This window comes from Microbacterium radiodurans (genome assembly GCF_008710705.1).
In the GTDB taxonomy this organism is placed as follows: Bacteria; Actinomycetota; Actinomycetes; order Actinomycetales; family Microbacteriaceae; genus Microbacterium; species Microbacterium radiodurans.
The window spans coordinates 462886-480516 of the sequence record NZ_VYRZ01000001.1 but is presented as its reverse complement, the minus strand read 5'-3'; the positions used below and the strand labels follow the sequence as shown (position 1 = coordinate 480516).

The following is a 17631-nucleotide window of genomic DNA, read 5'->3' as shown; positions in this document are numbered from 1 at the left end:
CATGTCCCGATCAATCGCAGACGTTCCGACTCGCTCCGCTCGCTCGAGGTCCGGCGGCGATACCGGAGCGATCGAGACGAGACGCAGCGCGTTCAGCCTCGGGCAGGTCGCCGCCGCCGTACCCGGAGCGCTCCGCAAGCTCAACCCCGCAGCGCAGTGGCGCAACCCCGTGATGTTCATCGTGTGGGTGGGCGCCGCGCTCACGACCGCCATCGCGATCGCCGAGCCCTTCCTCGGCGGCCCGGAGCCCTCGGGCGGGACGACCGTCCCCGTCGGATTCACCGCGGGCATCGCGGTGTGGCTCTGGTCGACCGTGTTCTTCGCGAACGTCGCCGAGTCGGTGGCCGAGGGGCGCGGCAAGGCGCAGGCGCAGGCGCTGCGCACGACCCGCACCACGACGATCGCGCGGCGCGTCATCTCTTACGACGAGCGCGGGGATGCCGCGGCTCGATCGGTCGCGACGGAGGACGTCGCCTCGGCCGACCTCGCTCTCGGGGACGTCGTGATCGTCGAGACCGGCGAGCTGATCCCGGGCGACGGCGACGTGGTGAACGGCATCGCCACCGTCGACGAATCGGCCATCACGGGCGAGTCCGCACCGGTCGTGCGCGAATCCGGCGGCGACCGCAGCGCCGTGACCGGCGGAACGCGCGTGCTCTCGGACCGCATCGTGGTGAGGATCACGTCGAAGCCGGGCGAGACGTTCGTCGACCGGATGATCGCCCTCGTCGAGGGCGCCGCGCGCCAGCGCACACCGAACGAGATCGCCCTCAACATCCTGCTCGCAAGCCTGTCGATCGTGTTCGTCGTCGTCGTGCTCGCGCTGAACCCGATCGCCTCGTACAGCGCCTCACCCGTCAGCATCCCGGTGCTCGTCGCCCTGCTCGTCTGCCTCATTCCGACGACGATCGGCGCGCTGCTGTCGGCGATCGGCATCGCGGGCATGGACCGGCTCGTGCAACGGAACGTCCTGGCGATGTCGGGACGCGCGGTCGAGGCCGCGGGAGACGTGACGACGCTCCTCCTCGACAAGACCGGCACGATCACCTACGGCAACCGGCACGCGGCGGACTTCGTGCCGATGGCCGGAGTCGAGCGCGAGGCGCTGGCGCGCGCGGCATCCCTGTCGTCGCTCTCCGACCCGACACCCGAGGGCACCTCCGTCGTCGAGCTGGCCGCCGCCCTGCAGGGCATCGTCGCCGACCTTCCGCGCGACGCGGTGGCCGTGCCGTTCACCGCGCAGACGCGCATGAGCGGCGTCGACCTGCCGGACGGCACGCGGGTGCGCAAGGGCGCGGCGGGGTCGGTGCTCGCGTGGCTCGACGTCGACGCGGCGGCGCCCGTCTCGGCCGAGACGCGCGCAGAACTCCGTCGAGAAGCCGATGCCATCGCGCAGGCGGGTGGCACTCCGCTCGCCGTCGCGATCATGGGCCCGCAGAGTGACGGAGTTCTGCTCGGCGTCATCCATCTCAAGGACGTCGTGAAGGACGGACTGCGCGAACGCTTCGACGAACTGCGGTCGATGGGCATCCGTACGGTGATGATCACGGGCGACAACCCGCTCACCGCCGCTGCGATCGCGAAGGAGGCGGGCGTCGACGACTTCCTCGCCGAGGCGACCCCCGAGGACAAGCTCGCCCTCATCCGGAAGGAACAGGGGGGCGGCCGCCTCGTCGCGATGACCGGCGACGGCACGAACGACGCTCCGGCGCTCGCCCAGGCCGATGTCGGGGTCGCGATGAACACGGGCACGTCAGCGGCGAAGGAGGCCGGCAACATGGTCGACCTCGACTCCGACCCGACGAAGCTGATCGACATCGTCCGCATCGGAAAGCAGCTGCTCATCACGCGCGGCGCACTCACCACGTTCTCCCTCGCCAACGACATCGCCAAGTACTTCGCGATCATCCCCGCGATGTTCATGGGGGTGTTCCCGGGACTGGCGACACTCAACGTGATGCAGCTGTCGTCGCCGGCATCCGCGGTCACGAGTGCGATCGTCTTCAACGCGCTCGTCATCGTCGTGCTCATCCCGCTCGCCCTCCGCGGGGTCCGCTACCGGGCGGCGAGCGCGGCGTCGATCCTCAGTCGCAACCTCGTCGTCTACGGACTCGGCGGCGTCGTCGCCCCGTTCGTCGGCATCAAGCTGATCGACCTCGTCGTCAGCCTTCTTCCGGGCTTCTGAGCCCCGTCTGGAGTCCTCTCATGTCACTCTCCCGCAGCACGCTGCGCACCACCGGCGTGGCCGTCCGGGCCATGGCCGTGGCCACCCTCGTCCTCGGCATCGGCTACACCGCGCTCGTCTCGATGGTCGGACTCGTCCTGCCCGCGCCGGCGACCGGGTCGCTGCTGCGCGACGCCGACGGCCAGGTCGTGGGCTCGTCGCTCATCGGCCAGGCGTTCACGGATGCCGCCGGCCGCCCGCTCGCGCAGTACTTCCAGTCCCGCCCCTCGGCCGCCGGCGACGGCTACGACGCGGGCGCGTCGAGCGGCTCGAACCTCGGTCCGAACAGCGACGACCTCGTCGCCGCGATCGAGGAGCGCCGGGCCGCCGTCGCGGATCGGGAAGGCGTCGACGTCGCCGAGGTGCCGGCCGACGCCGTCACCGCCTCCGGGTCGGGACTCGACCCGCACATCTCACCCGCGTACGCCGAGCTGCAGGTCGCACGGGTCGCGGCCGAGCGCGGACTGGCTCCGGCCGAGGTGCGCGACCTCGTCGCCGCGCATACGGCCGGTCGCGACCTCGGGTTCCTGGGCGAGCCGCGGGTGAACGTCGTCGAGCTGAACGCCGCGCTGGACGCCGTGCAGGACGCCGCGCTGGACGGCCTCGCGCGGTGATCACCCCCGGCATGGCACCGGGCGCCGCCGGTCGCCGCGGGCCGCGGCCGGACGCGGATGCAAGGGATTCGTGGCGCCGATCCCTTGCATCGCGGCACGCGCCCGGTCCCGCGCCGGGACGGGGGCCGGGGCCGGGGCCGGCGCCGGCGCCGGGGCGGAATAGGGTGATGCCGTGAAGCGGGGACGTCTGCGGGTGCTGCTCGGGGCGGCGCCCGGGGTCGGCAAGACCTACGAGATGCTCGAGGAGGGCCGTCGGCTGCGGGATGCCGGTGTCGACGTCGTCGTCGCCGTGGTCGAGACCCACGGACGTGCGGCGACCGCCGCCCAGATCGCCGACCTGCCCGTGGTGCCGCGTCGGCGCATCGCGCACCGCGGCGTCTCGCTCGACGAGATGGACCTCGCGGCCGTCATCGACCGCGGGCCGCGCCTCGCCCTCGTCGACGAGCTCGCGCACACCAACGCGCCCGGCTCGCCGCACGCCAAGCGCTGGCAGGACGTCGAGGCGCTGCGGGATGCCGGGATCGATGTCATCACGACGGTGAACGTCCAGCACATCGAGTCGCTCGGCGGCGTCGTCGAGCAGATCACCGGCATCGCGCAGCGCGAGACCGTGCCCGACGCCGTCGTGCGCTCGGCGAAGGACGTCGAGGTGGTCGATCTCGCGCCCGCGTCGCTGCGCGACCGCCTGGCGGCGGGCCTCGTCTATCCCGCCGAGCGGATCGACGCCGCGCTGTCGAACTACTTCCGGCTCGGCAACCTCACCGCGCTGCGCGAGCTGGCGCTGCTGTGGCTGGCCGACGAGGTCGACAACGCGCTCAAGACCTACCGCGCCGAGCACGGCATCGAGGGCATCTGGCAGGCACGCGAGCGCGTCGTCGTCGCCCTCACCGGAGGCCCCGAGGGGGAGACCCTGCTGCGGCGCGGCGCGCGGATCGCGGCCCGGGCGGCCGGGGGCGAGCTGCTCGCCGTACACGTCTCGGGCCAGGACGGTCTGCGCTCGGGGAGTCCCGCCGCGCTGGCCGAGCAGCAGGCGCTCGTCGGTGCGCTCGGCGGCACCTACCACCAGGTCGTCGGCGACGACGTCCCGCGCGCCCTCGTCGAGTTCGCCCGGTCGGTGGATGCGACGCAGCTCGTCGTCGGGGTGAGCCGGCGCGCCCGGCTGGCTGCGGCGCTCAGCGGACCCGGCATCGGTGCCACCGTCATCCGCGAGTCCGGCGACATCGACGTCCACATGGTGACCCACGCCGCCGCGGGCGGGCGCTTCGCGCTGCCGCGGATCGCCGGGGGCGCGCTGAGCGCCCAGCGTCGTGTGCTCGGGTTCGCTCTCGCCCTCGGGCTCGGCCCGCTGCTGACCTGGCTCCTCGTGGCGCTCCGCAGCCCGGAGTCGATCACGAGCGACGTGCTCGCCTACCAGCTGCTCGTCGTCGTGGTCGCCCTCGTCGGCGGACTGTGGCCCGCCGTCTTCGCGGCCGTCATGTCGGGTGTGACGCTCGATTTCTTCTTCGTCGCCCCGCTCTACACCGTCGAGGTCTCCGATCCGCTGCACGCCTGGGCGCTGGCGCTCTACGTCGTGATCGCGCTCCTGGTCAGCGTGATCGTCGACCGGGCGGCGCGCGGGTCTCGGGCGGCGCGGCGGGCCGCCGCGGAGTCCGACCTGCTCGCGGCCGTCGCCGGAAGCGTGCTCCGCGGCGACGGAGCCGTGCCGGCACTCGTCGCGCGGGCCCGCGAGGCATTCGGCCTGTCGGGGGCGCGCCTGGTCGCCGGTGACGGCACCGTGCTCGCGTCCGACGGCGAGCCCGTGCGCGACGGCCGGCATCGCGCCGTGGCCGTGGGCGAGCGCGCGGTTCTCGAGCTGCACGGCGTCGACCCGGAGCGCGCCGAGGTGTCGGGCTCCGAGCGACGGCTGCTCGACGTCGTCGTCACCCAGCTCGCGGGCGCTCTCGAGCAGGCCGACCTGCAGCGATCGGCCCGAGAGGCGGCCGTGCTCGCCGAGACCGACCGCGTGCGCAGCGCTCTCCTGTCGGCCGTGAGCCACGACGTGCGGCGACCGCTCGCGGCGGCGATGGCGGCGATCGGCGGGCTGCGAGCGGCCGGGCCGGCACTCAGCGATTCCGATCGGGACGAGCTGCTCGACACGGCGAACGACAGCCTCACGACGCTGACCGCGCTCGTGACCGACCTGCTCGACGTCAGCCGCATCGAGGCGGGCGCGCTGGCCGTGGCCGTGCAGCCCGTCGATGCGTCGGGGGTCATCCTCTCCGCCATGGAGGAGCTGCACCTCGGTCCCGGCGCGGTCGATCTCGCGCTCGAGGGCGATCCGATCGAGGTGGCGGCGGATGCCGTCCTGCTGCAGCGCGTGCTCGTGAACCTGCTCGCGAACGCGCACCGCCATGCGCCGACCGGCGCCTCCGTGCGGGTGACGACGAGCACGCTCGGCGCGCGGGCTCAGATCCGCGTGATCGACCGGGGCCCCGGCATCCCGCCCGAACGCCATGACGACGTCTTCGCCCCGTTCCAGCGCCTGGGCGATGCCGACAACACGACGGGGCTCGGCCTGGGGCTCGCCCTCTCGCGCGGATTCGCCGAGGGGATGCGGGGCTCGCTGACGCCCGAGCGGACGCCCGGCGGTGGGCTGACGATGGTCGTCGAGCTGGCGCTCGCGGACCCCGAACGCGCGCGGCACGAGAGGATCGACGGATGAAGGTGCTCCTCGCCGACGACGACCCGCAGCTCGTGCGCGCGCTGCGCATCACGCTCGCGGCCCACGGCTACGACGTCGTGGCGGCCTCCGACGGAGCCGCAGCGATCTCGGCGGCCGCATCCGAGCATCCCGACGTCATCGTGCTCGATCTGGGGATGCCGCGACTCGACGGCGTCGCGGTGATCGAGGCCGTGCGGGGGTGGAGCACCGTGCCGATCATCGTCGTGTCGGGCCGCACCGGATCCCCCGACAAGGTGTCGGCCCTCGACGCCGGGGCCGACGACTACGTGACCAAGCCGTTCCAGATCGACGAGCTGCTGGCGCGGCTGCGGGCGCTCGCCCGGCGCGCCGTGGGCGCGGCATCCGTTCCCGTGGTGCGCTTCGGCGACGTCGAGGTCGACCGGACGGCGAAGAGCGTCTCGCGCGGCGGCGAGCGCGTGCATCTGACCCCGACCGAGTGGCGCATGCTCGACGTGCTCGCCCGCAGCGCGGGCGCGCTGGTCACCCGGCAGGACCTGCTCAAGGAGCTGTGGGGAACCGAGCAGGTCAACGACACCGGCTATCTGCGGCTCTACGTCTCGCAGCTGCGCAAGAAGCTCGAACCCGATCCCGCGAACCCGACGCACCTTCTCACCGAGGCCGGCATGGGCTACCGCCTGCTCGCCGACTGACCCGCCCCCTTCTCTCCCGCCCGTCGAGTCGCCACGAAACGCGGATTCGGCCGGCCCGTTACTCGCGTTTCTTGGCGACTCGACGCGGCGAGGGCGGGGCGAGGCGGCGGGGATACTGGGGGGATGGAGTCGTGGGAGCTGCGGGAGTGGTTCGGGGAGTACCTCGAAGCCTGCAACCGGCACGACCTCGATGCGATCCGCGCGTTCGTCGCCCCGGCCGTGCGCCGCGCGCACCTGCCGGGCGGCGCCGACGCGTGGATCGACGACCTCGACGACCGCTTCCGCGCGTTTCCCGACTGGCAGACGCGCCGCATCCAGCTCGTGATCGAGGACGACCGGATCGCCGCGCACCTGCGCACGAGCGGAACCCACCTCGGCGCGTTCCGCGGCATCGCCCCCACCCGCCGGCACACGAACGTCGCCGACTTCGGGTTCTACCGCGTTGCCGCCGGACGCATCGTCGAGTTCGCGGGCACGGTCGGCGACGTCGAACTGCTCGCCCAGCTGTCCGGCTGACCCCCGGGCCCGACGACCGCCCGACCGCCCGACCACCGAGGAGACCCCATGACCGACATCCCCTGGTCGACCGGCCGCTGGACGCACGACCCGGAGAGCGTCGACGAGGCCGGCGACAGCCTGATCGTCACCGCACGCGAGGGCAGCGACGCCTGGCGGACGACCTCGTACGGCTTCGTGCACGACACCGAGCACGCGCTCCTCGCCCCGCTCGCACCGGACTCGGCTGTCGAGGTCTCGTTCCGCCTCGACTTCGCCGCGCAGTTCGATCAGGCCGGGGTGTTCCTGCGGGTCGACGACGAGACCTGGATCAAGGCGGGCGTCGAGCACAGCGACGGGGTGGACGGCCTCGGCGCCGTCGTCACCCGCGGCGTCTCGGACTGGTCGCTGGCGCCCGTCGAGGGCTGGAGCGGACGCATCGTCACGGTGCGGGCGAGCCGGTCGGGCGATGCGGTGACCGTGCGGGCCCGCGTCGAGGGCACCCCCGGCGCCGACGACGACTGGCGCCTCGTGCGGGTCGCGCCCCTCGCACCCGACGCAGAGGTCGCAGCCGGCCCCTTCTGCTGCGCCCCCACCCGCAGCGGGCTGCGGGTCGAGTTCACCGCGTGGCGGGTGACCCCGGCCGACGCGTCGCTGCATCCCGGCGACTGACCAGCATCCGATCGATCGCGGCTCCCGCCCACACGGCGCCCAGTCCGCCGACGATGACGATCCCCTGCATCACCAGCGCATAGCCCCCCGAGGTGACGTTCGCCTCGACGAGCCGCGGTCCGACGATCGCGGGCACGACGGCCACGGCCGCGAGCAGCCAGGTGAGCGGATGCCGCCCCCGCGCGATCAACCACCCGCCCACCGAGGCGAGCAGCGCGATGAACCCCTGGTTCAGCACGAACGACCACAGTCCCGCCGGCTCGATGAGGTGGCCCGCGCCGCGCAGGAGGCCGAACGTCGCCCAGAGGAAGAAGGTGACGCACACGAGGGTCAGCGCGCCGACCCGCCGCGCGCCCGACGTCGGGAGGAGCAGCACCGCCGCGCTCATGACGCCGACGATGACGACGAACTGCACGGCATCCACGATCGGGACGTCGTTGCGGATCGAGCCGCTGTACGACTCGGCCTGCAGGATCGCCGAGAAGTCCGTCACCGTCGCGAGGTAGGTCGCGAACAGCTCGAGGGCGATCGCCGCGCCGTAGCGCGCGCCGCGACCGAACCGCAGATCCGTTGCCATGGCGCGAGGCTAGTGCATCCCCCGCATCCCTCATCGGGCGTAAAGTCTCGCCCAGACCCTACGGCGGAGGACGGACGATGGCGGGCGAGCGGCACGACGACAGCGACCAGTCGTGGATCGGACGCAAGTCCTCGCGCCGCGACTTCCTCCGCCGCGCCGGCCTCGGCGCCGCGGGCATCGCGATCGGCGGCTCGGCCGGTGCTGCACTCACCGCCGCCGTGACGTCGCACCCGCCCGAGTTCGCCCCACTGGCCGCCCGTCACGTCGCCGGATTCGACCACGTCGTCGTGCTCATGTTCGAGAACCGCAGCTTCGACAACCTGCTCGGCCACCTGTACACGGCGGCCGAGAAGTCCGCCGACGAGTTCGACGGCGTGCCCCAGGGCGACTACGCCAATCCGGCCCCCGACGGCACACCGATCGCCGCCCACGTGTACGCCGGCCCGACCGACCACGTCATGCAGCAGCCGCAGCCCGACCCGGGCGAGACCTACCCGCACGTCAACACGCAGCTGTTCGGCACGGTCGATCCCGCCGGCAACGCCGACATCGAGCGCAACGGCCTGCAGCCGCCCTACAACGCACCCGCGGCGGGCGCAGCCGCGCAGAACGACGGCTTCGTGCGGGATTACGTCATCAACTACCGCCTGGCGAAGAAGCGCGAGCCCACCGCCGACGAGTACACGACCGCCATGGGCGGGTTCTCGCCCGAGATGCTGCCCGTCGTCTCGACCCTGGCCCGCCAGTTCGCCGTCTACGACCGGTGGTTCGCCGGCGTCCCGTCGCAGACCTTCTGCAACCGCAGCTTCTTCCACGCGTCCACCTCGCACGGCTTCGTCGTCAATCACACCGGCGACGATTACGACAAGTGGATCGACGCCCCGCCCGCGCCGACGATCTTCAACCGTCTCGAAGACGCCGGCCGCACCTGGCGCGTCTATTACGACGCGACGCAGCTCGTCTCACTCACCGGGATGCTGCACGCCCCCGTCCTCGAGCGGTACTGGAAGACGAACTTCCGGGTCATGGAGCAGTTCTACGAGGATGCCGCGACCGGCAACCTGCCCGATTACGCGTTCATCGAGCCCCGGATGGTGTTCAACCACAACGACATGCATCCGCCGTGGGGAGCCACGCGCGACGGTGAGCTCGAACTTCCCGACGGCAGCCGCATCACCCTCGCCAACAGCGCGGACTCGGACGTCCGCGCCGGCGACAAGCTCGCCCAGGACGTCTACGACGCCGTGCGGACGAGCTCGGCGGCATCCGGATCGAACGCCATGAACACCGCGCTCGTCATCACCTTCGACGAGCACGGCGGTACGTTCGACCACGTCGCCCCGCCTGCGGCGGCGGCGCCCGAGCCGGCGGGACCGGGCGAGATGGGATTCACCTTCGACCGGCTCGGCCTGCGCGTGCCGGCGATCGTCGTGAGCGCCTACACCGCGGCCGGCACGGTCATCCACGACGAGATGCACCACGGCTCGGTCATCAACACCCTGTGCCGCCTGCACGGGCTGCGTCCGCTGAACGTGCGCGACGACACCGCGAACCCGCTCTTCAACGCCGTGAACCTGACGACGCCGCGCCAGCCCTACACGTGGCCCCAGCCGCAGTCGCTCTACACTCCGCCCAACCCCGAGAAGGGCGGCGGCAAGGCGGCGGACGAGAAGCATCACAAGCGTCCGCTCACGCCTCCCGCCCGGGGCCTCCTCGGCCTGCTCGCCGCCCGCTTCGACCCGGGCAGCAAACTGCCCACGACCTACGGCGAGGCCTACGACGCGCTCGTCGAGCACGGCACCGGCCTGTTCGGCGCCTACGACCGCACCCCCACCCCGACCCCCACCCCCTGACCCCCACCCCCTGAGCCGTCGAGTCGCCACGAACTGCGGATGCCGGGGGCTCCGGACGCGCGCTTCGTGGCGACTCGACGGCGTCGGCGCGCGGCGGCGGGCAACTAGACTGGGCGGGTCCGGCATCCCGAGTCTTGGAGCCCAGCGCGTGAGCACCCCTGTCGCAGATACCGTCGAGAACGCCGCCGCCACCCCGGAGCGCGAGCAGCCCTACGGAGCCCTGGGCCTCAAGCCCGACGAGTACGCCAAGATCCGCGAGATCCTCGGCCGCCGCCCCACCTCGGGCGAGCTGGCGATGTACTCGGTCATGTGGAGCGAGCACTGCTCGTACAAGTCGAGCAAGAACTACCTGCGCCGCTTCGGCCAGAAGGTCTCCGACGAGATGAAGACCCGCCTCATGGTCGGCATGGGTCAGAACGCCGGCGTCGTCGACGTCGGCGAGGGCTGGGCGGTGACCTTCAAGGTCGAGTCGCACAACCACCCGAGCTACATCGAGCCGTTCCAGGGCGCCGCGACCGGCGTCGGCGGCATCGTCCGCGACATCATCTCGATGGGCGCGCGCCCCGTCGCCGTCATGGACCAGCTGCGCTTCGGCGCCATCGACCACCCCGACACCGCCCGCGTCGTGCACGGCGTCGTCAGCGGCATCTCGTTCTACGGCAACTGCCTGGGCCTGCCGAACATCGGCGGCGAGACGGTCTTCGACTCGGTCTACCAGGGCAACCCGCTCGTCAACGCCCTCGCGGTCGGCGTCATGCGCCACGAGGACATCAAGCTCGCCAACGCCACCGGCGCGGGCAACAAGGTCGTGCTGTTCGGCGCACGCACGGGCGGCGACGGCATCGGCGGCGCGTCGATCCTCGCCTCCGACACCTTCGCCGACGGCGGACCCACCAAGCGCCCCGCGGTGCAGGTCGGCGACCCGTTCGCCGAGAAGGTGCTCATCGAGTGCTGCCTCGAGCTGTACGCGGGCGAACTCGTCGAGGCGATCCAGGACCTCGGCGCCGCCGGTATCTCCTGCGCCACGAGCGAGCTCGCCGCCAACGGCGGGTCGGGCATGCGCGTCGACCTCGAGAACGTGCTGCTGCGCGACCCCTCGCTCACGCCCGAGGAGATCCTCATGAGCGAGAGCCAGGAGCGCATGATGGCGATCGTCGCGCCCGAGAAGCTCGACGCCTTCCTCGCGGTCGTCGGCAAGTGGGACGTCGAGACGAGCGTCCTCGGCGAGGTGACCGGCGACGGGCGCCTGCAGATCTTCTGGCACGGCGAGCAGATCGTCGACGTCGACCCCTCGACCGTCGCGGTCGACGGCCCGGTGTACGACCGTCCGGTGGCCTACCCGACGTGGATCGACGCGCTGCAGGCCGACTCGGCGGCATCCCTCCCCCGGGCGACCGAGGGTGACGCGCTGCGCGACGAGTTCCTCCAGCTCGTCGCGAGCCCGAACCTCGCCGACACCAGCTGGATCACCAACCAGTACGACTACTACGTCCTCGGCAACACCGCCCTGAGCTTCCCCGACGACGCCGGCATGATCCGCGTCGACGAGGAGTCGGGCCTCGGCTTCGCGATCGCGACCGACTGCAACGGCCGCTACTGCCAGCTCGACCCGTACGCGGGCGCGCAGCTGGCCCTCGCCGAGGCGTACCGCAACGTCGCCGTCACCGGCGCGAACCCGACCGCGGTCACCGACTGCCTCAACTTCGGCAGCCCCGAGAACCCCGAGGTCATGTGGCAGTTCGGCCAGGCCGTCGACGGTCTCTCCGACGCGTGCCTCGAGCTCGGCGTGCCGGTCACCGGCGGCAACGTGTCGTTCTACAACCAGACCGGCGACCAGCCGATCTTCCCGACCCCCGTCGTGGGCGTGCTCGGGATCGTCGACGACGTCGCCCGCCGCATCCCGTCGGGCTGGCAGGATGCCGGCGAGAACATCTACCTGCTCGGCACGACCGCCGAGGAGCTCGACGGCTCCGCCTGGGCCGACACCGTGCACGGTCACCTCGGCGGGCTGCCCCCGAAGGTCGACCTCGCGGCGGAGAAGCGCCTCGCCGGCCTCATCCAGGCGGCCTCGCACGAGGGACTCATCTCGAGCGCGCACGACCTCTCCTCGGGCGGCCTCGGCCAGGCCCTCGCCGAGGCGACGACCCGCTTCGGCGTCGGCGCACGCGTGTGGCTCAGCGAGATCGTCGAGCGCGACGGCGTGGATGCCGCGACCGCCCTCTTCAGCGAATCGACCGGGCGCGTGATCGTCTCGGTGCCCCGCGAGGAGGACGTGAAGTTCCGCGGGCTGTGCGAGGGACGCGATTACCCGGTGCTGCGCATCGGCGTCACCGATGCCGCCGACGGTGTGACCTCCACGCTCGATGTGCAGGGGCTCTTCACGGTTCCCGTCGCCGAGATCCGCGCCGCCTCGCGCGCGACGCTGCCCGCCGCCTTCGGCGAGATCGTCGACGAGGTCCCCACCTCATGAGCGGCCGCGACCTGACGCCCTCGGGCGAAGACGACGAGTACGCCGGCTTCGCTCGCGGGCGCTCTCGTCGCATGCGGGTCGTCGCGTGGGCGGCGATCGTGTCGCTGATTCTCGTGGGCGGCGGGTCGACGGTGATCGCCCTGCTCTTCCCCTGACCCGGGCCGGCTCGGCAGGCCGCCCGATACAACTGCAGGGTCGTCGGGGCTGATGTCGTGCGCGCGCGGGTCGAAAGCCACACAAGCCCCGCCGCTCCGACGAACGTATCGCCGCCGGCGCTACGGCCAGCGCTGTGGGCGGCGGGTCGACGGTGATCGCCCTGCTCTTCCCCTGACCTCGGCAGCGCTGCACACGTAGGCTGGTCAGGTGGATCCGATCCTCGCGCTCGTGGCCGAGTGGTGGTGGATCGCGCCGGCGGGAGCCGGAGCGGGCACCCTCGGCTGGATCGGGCTGCGTCGGCGCGGCCCGAACCAGCGGCGCCTCGAACTCGACGCAGCGCGGCTGGATGTCCGCACCGCCGCCGAGGAGGTGACCCGCAGCCGGGCGCAGGTCAAGGTCGCTCGCGCCGAGCTGCTGCGCGCGCAGGCCGAGAAGTCGGCATCCCGCGCGCCCGCCGGCGCCGTCGCCGAGGCCCGCCGCCGGGTGCAGCAGGCCGAGCGCCACGCCCGCGCCGCCGTCGCCGACCTGCGTGCGCGGCGGGCCGGCGTGAACGCCGCCCGAGCGACGATGCCGGGCTCGCGGGCGGCCGTCGAGCGGCTTCCGCTCGCTCGGCTCATGGCCGAGCACGACGCGCTGACGGCGCGGTGGATGGAGTACGAGACCGATCCGCTGAAGGCGATCGGTTTCCCCGCCATGACGGATGCGCGCTGGCCACCGATGGACCTGTTCCTGCGCGAGCACCAGCAGGCGTCCTGGCTGCGCCCGCCGAGCCGCGACGCTCGGATCTCGGCCGCCGACTACAGCGCCTATCGCGACGCCGTGCGGCGGGCGACGCACGCGTTCGACGCCGCCGAGCGGAGCGCACGTTCCGAGGCACGCGGCGGGGTGCCCGGCGGCGCCCGGCCCGAGGCGATCGAGGCGGACCGCGCCGATTGGGGCGAGGTCGCCCAGGACCTGCTCGACAACGCCCAGCGGGCGATCGCACGGTCGACGGAGCTGTGGAACCGGATGCGGCGCGACCGCGACGACCGAGGCGGCGAGACCCCCCGGAAGTGACGCCCGCGTCCGGGGCTACCATGGCGGTGTGGCTGAGTTCTGGACGGGTCTGTGGCAGTTCGCCGGCAGCTACTGGTGGCTGATCTTCTTCATCGGACCGGCCATCGGCGGTGGCGCCAAGGCGCTCGAGCGTTCGTCGAAGCGCCGCCACCAGCGCCGCCTCGAGATCATCCGGGCCAAGGCCGAGGCGAAGGGCCTCCTCCGCGCCGAGTCGCCGACGGCGGTCGACGGCGCGCGCTCCGCGTCCGGCGCGGCGGCCGACGACACCGGTGAGGACCTCGGCACCCGCGCGCGCATGCAGCGCCTGCTCGAGGCGCACGACGGCCTGACCCATCGCTGGCTGGAGTACGAGCTCGACGTCGCGAAGCTCATCGCCTACCCCGCCATGAGCGACGGCCGGCAGCCGCTCACCGCCGCGTTCCTGCGCGCCAAGAAGGTCGCTGACGGGCTGCGCCCGGCATCCGAACGCGAACGGATCACGCCCGCGGACCTCGCGGCCTACCGCGACGCGCTCACCGACGCCGAGGTCGCCTTCGACGTCGCCGAGCGCGAGGCGCGCCGCCTGAGCGACCGCGGCTTCTCGGAGCCCGAGCGGCGACGCCTCGACACCGCCAAGCGCCTCCTCAACGTGGCGATCGACGAGGCGGCGACGCCCGCCGAGCGGCGCACCGCCTACGAGCGCGTGCGGGCCGAGCTCGACGGCCTCATCGCGGTCTCGGACGAGGCGATGGAGCGCCTGGCTGAGCGGTCGGCCCTGCAGCTGCCACCCGCCGCGCCGAACTGAAACGGCCGGCGAGAATCGCATCCTGCAGCGAGACTCGGTGCGTGACACCGATTCTCGCGACGGATGCCGATTCTCACCGGCCGCGCGCGGGTGAGGTCAGTCGGTGATCAGACCGTCGACCTGGGTGCCGTACTCCTCGAGCCATGCGGTGATGGCCTCGGACTCCTTGCCCTCGCCGTACTCGTTCACGACCATGTCCTCGAGCGCGGCGTACTGCTCGTCGTCCAGCATGATCCTGCCGATCAGCTCGGCCGCCTCGGGGTACTCCTCCTCGAAGCCGGCGGTCGCGAGGAAGTGCAGCGCCTCGGCGTCGCCCATCGCGCCGCGCGGGTCCTCGAGGTCCTTGAGGCCGTACTGCTCGTTGGCCCAGAACGGACGCCACGACGTCACGACGATGTCGCGCTCGGCGGCGATCGCGGTGTCGAGCTCGGTGAGCATCGCCGCGGTCGACGAGGTGATGAGCTCGTACGTGCCGTCGAGCTCGTACTCGGGGATCATCGAGTCCTGCGTCTGGGCCGTCAGACCGGCGCCCGGCTCGATGCCGTAGATCTGGCCACCGAAGCGGTCGGCGTTGGCGGCGAGGTCCTCGATCGAGGTGATGTCGACGTACTCGGGCACGGCGATGGTCAGCTTCGCGTTGTCGTAGTACGCGCCGAGGTCCTCGATCTGGTCGCCGTACTCATCCATGTACGTCTTGTGGGTGAGCTCGGGCCAAGCCGACGGGTAGATGTCGACGTCGCCCTGAGCGAGTCCGGCGTAGAGCGGGCCGGCCTCGGTGAGCTCCTGCATCTCGACCGTGTAGCCGATCTTCTCGAGCTGGTCCTCGAGCAGGTAGGCCGTGCTCAGGCCGTCGGTCCACGAGGGCAGGAAGCCGAGGGTGATCGTGCCGAGGCTGTCGCCGTTCTCACCCGAGCCGCCTTCGGCCTGGTTTCCGCTCGCGCAGCCGGCGAGGGTGAGGGATGCCGCGGCGCCGAGCGCCACGATTGCGGTGAGGTGTCGCTTGTTCACAGTGTGCCTTCCGTATGGATTCGTTTCGTTCCGTATGGGTGGTGGTGCAAGGGGGGATGGTGATGCCCCCGGGGGGATGGGTCTGGAAGTGCCTCAGGCGACCTGGGCGAGGCCGCGCTGGCTCGCCGCCGCACCGGCACGACGCCGGCCGATCTCGCCGAGCAGCGAGCCCTGCTGGCCGCGCATGTCGCCGAGGGCCGAGGTCAGCCGGTCGAGGTAGATCGCGAGGATCACGACGCTGATGCCCGCCTCGACACCCGTGCCGATGTTGACCGTCGACATCGCCTGGACGATCTCCTTGCCGAGGCCCGGTGCACCGGCGATACCGGCGATGACCGCCATCGACAGCGCGAGCATGATGACCTGGTTGACGCCCGTCATGATCGTGGGCATCGCGAGCGGCAGCTGCACGCCCCGCAGGATCTGCCCGGGCGTCGCGCCGAACGCGTGCCCGGCCTCGACGGTCTCGGAATCGACGCTGCGGATGCCGAGCTCGGTCAGGCGGACGCCGGGAGGCAGCGCGAAGATCACCGTGGCGACCAGGCCCGGCACGAAGCCGATGCTGAAGAAGACGATCGCGGGGATCAGGTAGACGAAGCCGGGCATCGCCTGCATGAGGTCGAGCACCGGCTTGATCACGGCGCTGAAGCGATTGCTGCGGGCGGCCAGAATGCCGAGCGGGATGGCGATGGCGACCGCGATGACGGTGGCGATGAGCACGAGCGAGAGCGTCTGCATGGCCGTGACCCACTGACCGACGCCGAGGATGACGGCGAACGACAGCGCCGTGCCGATCGCGAACTTCCACGAGCGCACGACCCAGCCGAGCAGCGCGGCGACCACGATCACGACCACGATCGGGGCGCTCAGCAGCAGGTCGGCGAGCGAGCCGACGAGCCAGCCCACCGCCGTGGAGATGGCGCTGAGCAGCCACGAGAGGTTGTCGCGGATCCAGGCGACCGCGTCGACTGCCCATTCACCGAGGGGGATGCGGAATCCATCCATCAGCGCACCTCCCCGTTCTGGAGGGCCGCGCCGTCGACGGCGGTCGCCTCCGCGAGCACCTCGTCGATCGCCGCCTGCGGCATCGGCTGCAGCGGGATCGTGATCTCCTCGGTCGCGCCCGGTCCGGGACCGAGCGCGGCGAGCAGCGTGATGCGGGGGATGACGCCCACGAGTCGGCCGTCGTCGTCGGTGACGGCCAGCGGCAGGGGCGACTCGACGGCGGGCACGAAGAGGTTCATGAGCACCTCGTCCTGGCTGACGGTCTGCGGCGCGGGCTTGGTGATCGACGCGAGCGACGACTCGCCGCGGCGGACGAGCTTCACGGCATCCCGATCGGTCACGACGCCCAGCAGCTTGCGGTCGCGGCCGACGACGTAGGTGGCCGACATGAAGGCGTCGCGCATCTGCTTGAGCGCGACGCGGGGGCCGGCCGACTCCGCCACGACGGGACGCGGGCGCTCCATGACGTTCGCGGCGGTGAGCACGCGGGCACGGTCGACGTCCTGCACGAACTGCTCGACGTAGTCGTTCGCCGGGTCGGTGAGGATGTCCTCGGGAGTGCCGATCTGCACGATGCGGCCGTCGCGCATGACGGCGATGCGATCACCGAGGAACATCGCCTCGTTGAGGTCGTGCGTGATGAAGATGATCGTCTTCTGGAGCTTCTGCTGGAGCTCGAGCAGCTGCTCCTGCATCTCGCGTCGGATCAGCGGATCGAGGGCGCTGAACGCCTCGTCCATGAGCAGGATGTCGCTGTCGGCGGCGAGCGCGCGAGCGATGCCCACACGCTGCTGCATCCCGCCGGAGAGCGCCGACGGCAGCTTGTCGCCCCAGCCCTCGAGACCCACGAGCGAGAGGATCTCCTCGGCCTTGGCGAGCCGTTCGGTCTTGGCGACGCCCCGCAGCTCGAGCGGGTAGGCGACGTTCGCGGCGACCGAGCGGTGCGGCAGCAGCGCGAAGTGCTGGAAGACCATGGCGATCCGTTCGCGACGGATGCTGCGCAGTCGCGCGGGGGTCACGTCGGTGATCGAGTCGCCCGTCACGGTGATCGAGCCGGCGCTCGCGTCGTGCAGGCCGTTGAGCATGCGGATGAGCGTCGATTTGCCCGAGCCGGAGAGGCCCATGATGACGAAGATCTCGCCGGGCTGGACGGTGAAGGACGCGTCGATGACGGCGGCGGTCCCGGCGTCGGAGATCTCGTCGCGGCGGGCTCCGGCACGGAGCTTCTCGACGACGGACTTCGGATTCTTCCCGAAGACCTTGTACAGATTCTTCGCTTCGAGAGCGGGAGTGGTCACAGGACACCTCGGCAGCCCGGTGCGGTGGCTGCATAGGTCGCGCCCGG

General features: G+C 71.9%; 15 protein-coding genes. 11 read left to right on the top strand and 4 right to left on the bottom strand.

Features of this window, described 5'->3' with window-relative positions; all coding sequences use genetic code 11:
• The first annotated feature begins 1 nt into the window (after position 1).
• The 6 genes from kdpB (at position 2) to F6B42_RS02325 (ending at position 7377) form a co-directional block, all read left to right on the top strand.
• Entirely contained in the window at positions 2 to 2185 is a 2184-nt protein-coding gene (gene kdpB, locus F6B42_RS02350) for a potassium-transporting ATPase subunit KdpB (RefSeq protein ID WP_150417978.1), read from the top strand.
• A 20-nt stretch (positions 2186 to 2205) separates the two neighbouring features.
• Positions 2206 to 2838, top strand: a complete 633-nt coding sequence (gene kdpC, locus F6B42_RS02345; RefSeq protein WP_150417977.1) for a potassium-transporting ATPase subunit KdpC — start codon at positions 2206 to 2208, stop codon at positions 2836 to 2838.
• A gap of 172 nt (positions 2839 to 3010) precedes the next feature.
• On the top strand, positions 3011 to 5539 hold the full coding sequence (locus tag F6B42_RS02340; protein ID WP_150417976.1) for a sensor histidine kinase: 2529 nt from the start codon (positions 3011 to 3013) through the stop codon (positions 5537 to 5539).
• A complete protein-coding gene (locus F6B42_RS02335; protein ID WP_150417975.1) occupies positions 5536 to 6210 on the top strand; it encodes a response regulator in 675 nt (224 codons plus the stop codon). Before F6B42_RS02340 ends, F6B42_RS02335 begins: the two co-directional genes overlap by 4 nt.
• A 123-nt stretch (positions 6211 to 6333) precedes the next feature.
• On the top strand, positions 6334 to 6726 hold the full coding sequence (locus F6B42_RS02330) for an ester cyclase (RefSeq protein WP_150417974.1): 393 nt from the start codon (positions 6334 to 6336) through the stop codon (positions 6724 to 6726).
• Between the two features lie 48 nt (positions 6727 to 6774).
• Positions 6775 to 7377, top strand: coding sequence for a DUF1349 domain-containing protein (locus tag F6B42_RS02325; RefSeq protein ID WP_150417973.1), 603 nt, complete (start codon positions 6775 to 6777; stop codon positions 7375 to 7377).
• Here the strand turns inward: F6B42_RS02325 and F6B42_RS02320 are convergent.
• On the bottom strand, positions 7325 to 7954 hold the full coding sequence (locus F6B42_RS02320; protein ID WP_150417972.1) for a hypothetical protein: 630 nt from the start codon (positions 7952 to 7954) through the stop codon (positions 7325 to 7327). The genes F6B42_RS02325 and F6B42_RS02320 overlap by 53 nt on opposite strands.
• Positions 7955 to 8031: 77 nt before the next feature.
• On the opposite strand from F6B42_RS02320, the gene F6B42_RS02315 reads away from it, so the two are divergent.
• From F6B42_RS02315 to F6B42_RS02300, 5 genes are all read left to right on the top strand, one after another.
• Positions 8032 to 9807 (top strand): alkaline phosphatase family protein, encoded by a 1776-nt coding sequence (locus F6B42_RS02315; RefSeq protein ID WP_150417971.1) that lies wholly within the window; start codon positions 8032 to 8034, stop codon positions 9805 to 9807.
• Positions 9808 to 9955: 148 nt separating this feature from the next.
• Entirely contained in the window at positions 9956 to 12277 is a 2322-nt protein-coding gene (gene purL, locus F6B42_RS02310; protein WP_150417970.1) for a phosphoribosylformylglycinamidine synthase subunit PurL, read from the top strand.
• Entirely contained in the window at positions 12274 to 12432 is a 159-nt protein-coding gene (locus tag F6B42_RS14775; protein WP_191089289.1) for a hypothetical protein, read from the top strand. The genes purL and F6B42_RS14775 overlap by 4 nt, the downstream gene beginning before the upstream one ends.
• A gap of 208 nt (positions 12433 to 12640) precedes the next feature.
• Positions 12641 to 13489, top strand: a complete 849-nt coding sequence (locus F6B42_RS02305; RefSeq protein ID WP_150417969.1) for an efflux RND transporter periplasmic adaptor subunit — start codon at positions 12641 to 12643, stop codon at positions 13487 to 13489.
• A 28-nt stretch (positions 13490 to 13517) separates the two neighbouring features.
• Positions 13518 to 14273 carry a hypothetical protein gene (locus F6B42_RS02300; RefSeq protein WP_150417968.1) on the top strand — a complete coding sequence of 252 codons (756 nt, stop codon included), beginning with the start codon at positions 13518 to 13520 and terminating at the stop codon, positions 14271 to 14273.
• 96 nt (positions 14274 to 14369) lie between these two features.
• On the opposite strand, the gene F6B42_RS02295 is transcribed toward F6B42_RS02300, so the two are convergent.
• The 3 genes from F6B42_RS02295 to F6B42_RS02285 form a co-directional block, all read right to left on the bottom strand.
• Positions 14370 to 15281: a glycine betaine ABC transporter substrate-binding protein gene (locus F6B42_RS02295; RefSeq protein WP_150417967.1), complete on the bottom strand. Its 912-nt coding sequence runs from the start codon at positions 15279 to 15281 to the stop codon at positions 14370 to 14372.
• 93 nt (positions 15282 to 15374) lie between these two features.
• The gene (locus tag F6B42_RS02290; RefSeq protein ID WP_150417966.1) at positions 15375 to 16286 is read right to left on the bottom strand and encodes an ABC transporter permease; all 912 of its coding nucleotides are present in this window, start codon (positions 16284 to 16286) and stop codon (positions 15375 to 15377) included.
• Positions 16286 to 17584 (bottom strand): quaternary amine ABC transporter ATP-binding protein, encoded by a 1299-nt coding sequence (locus F6B42_RS02285; protein ID WP_150417965.1) that lies wholly within the window; start codon positions 17582 to 17584, stop codon positions 16286 to 16288. The genes F6B42_RS02290 and F6B42_RS02285 overlap by 1 nt, the downstream gene beginning before the upstream one ends.
• Positions 17585 to 17631 lie beyond the last annotated feature (47 nt).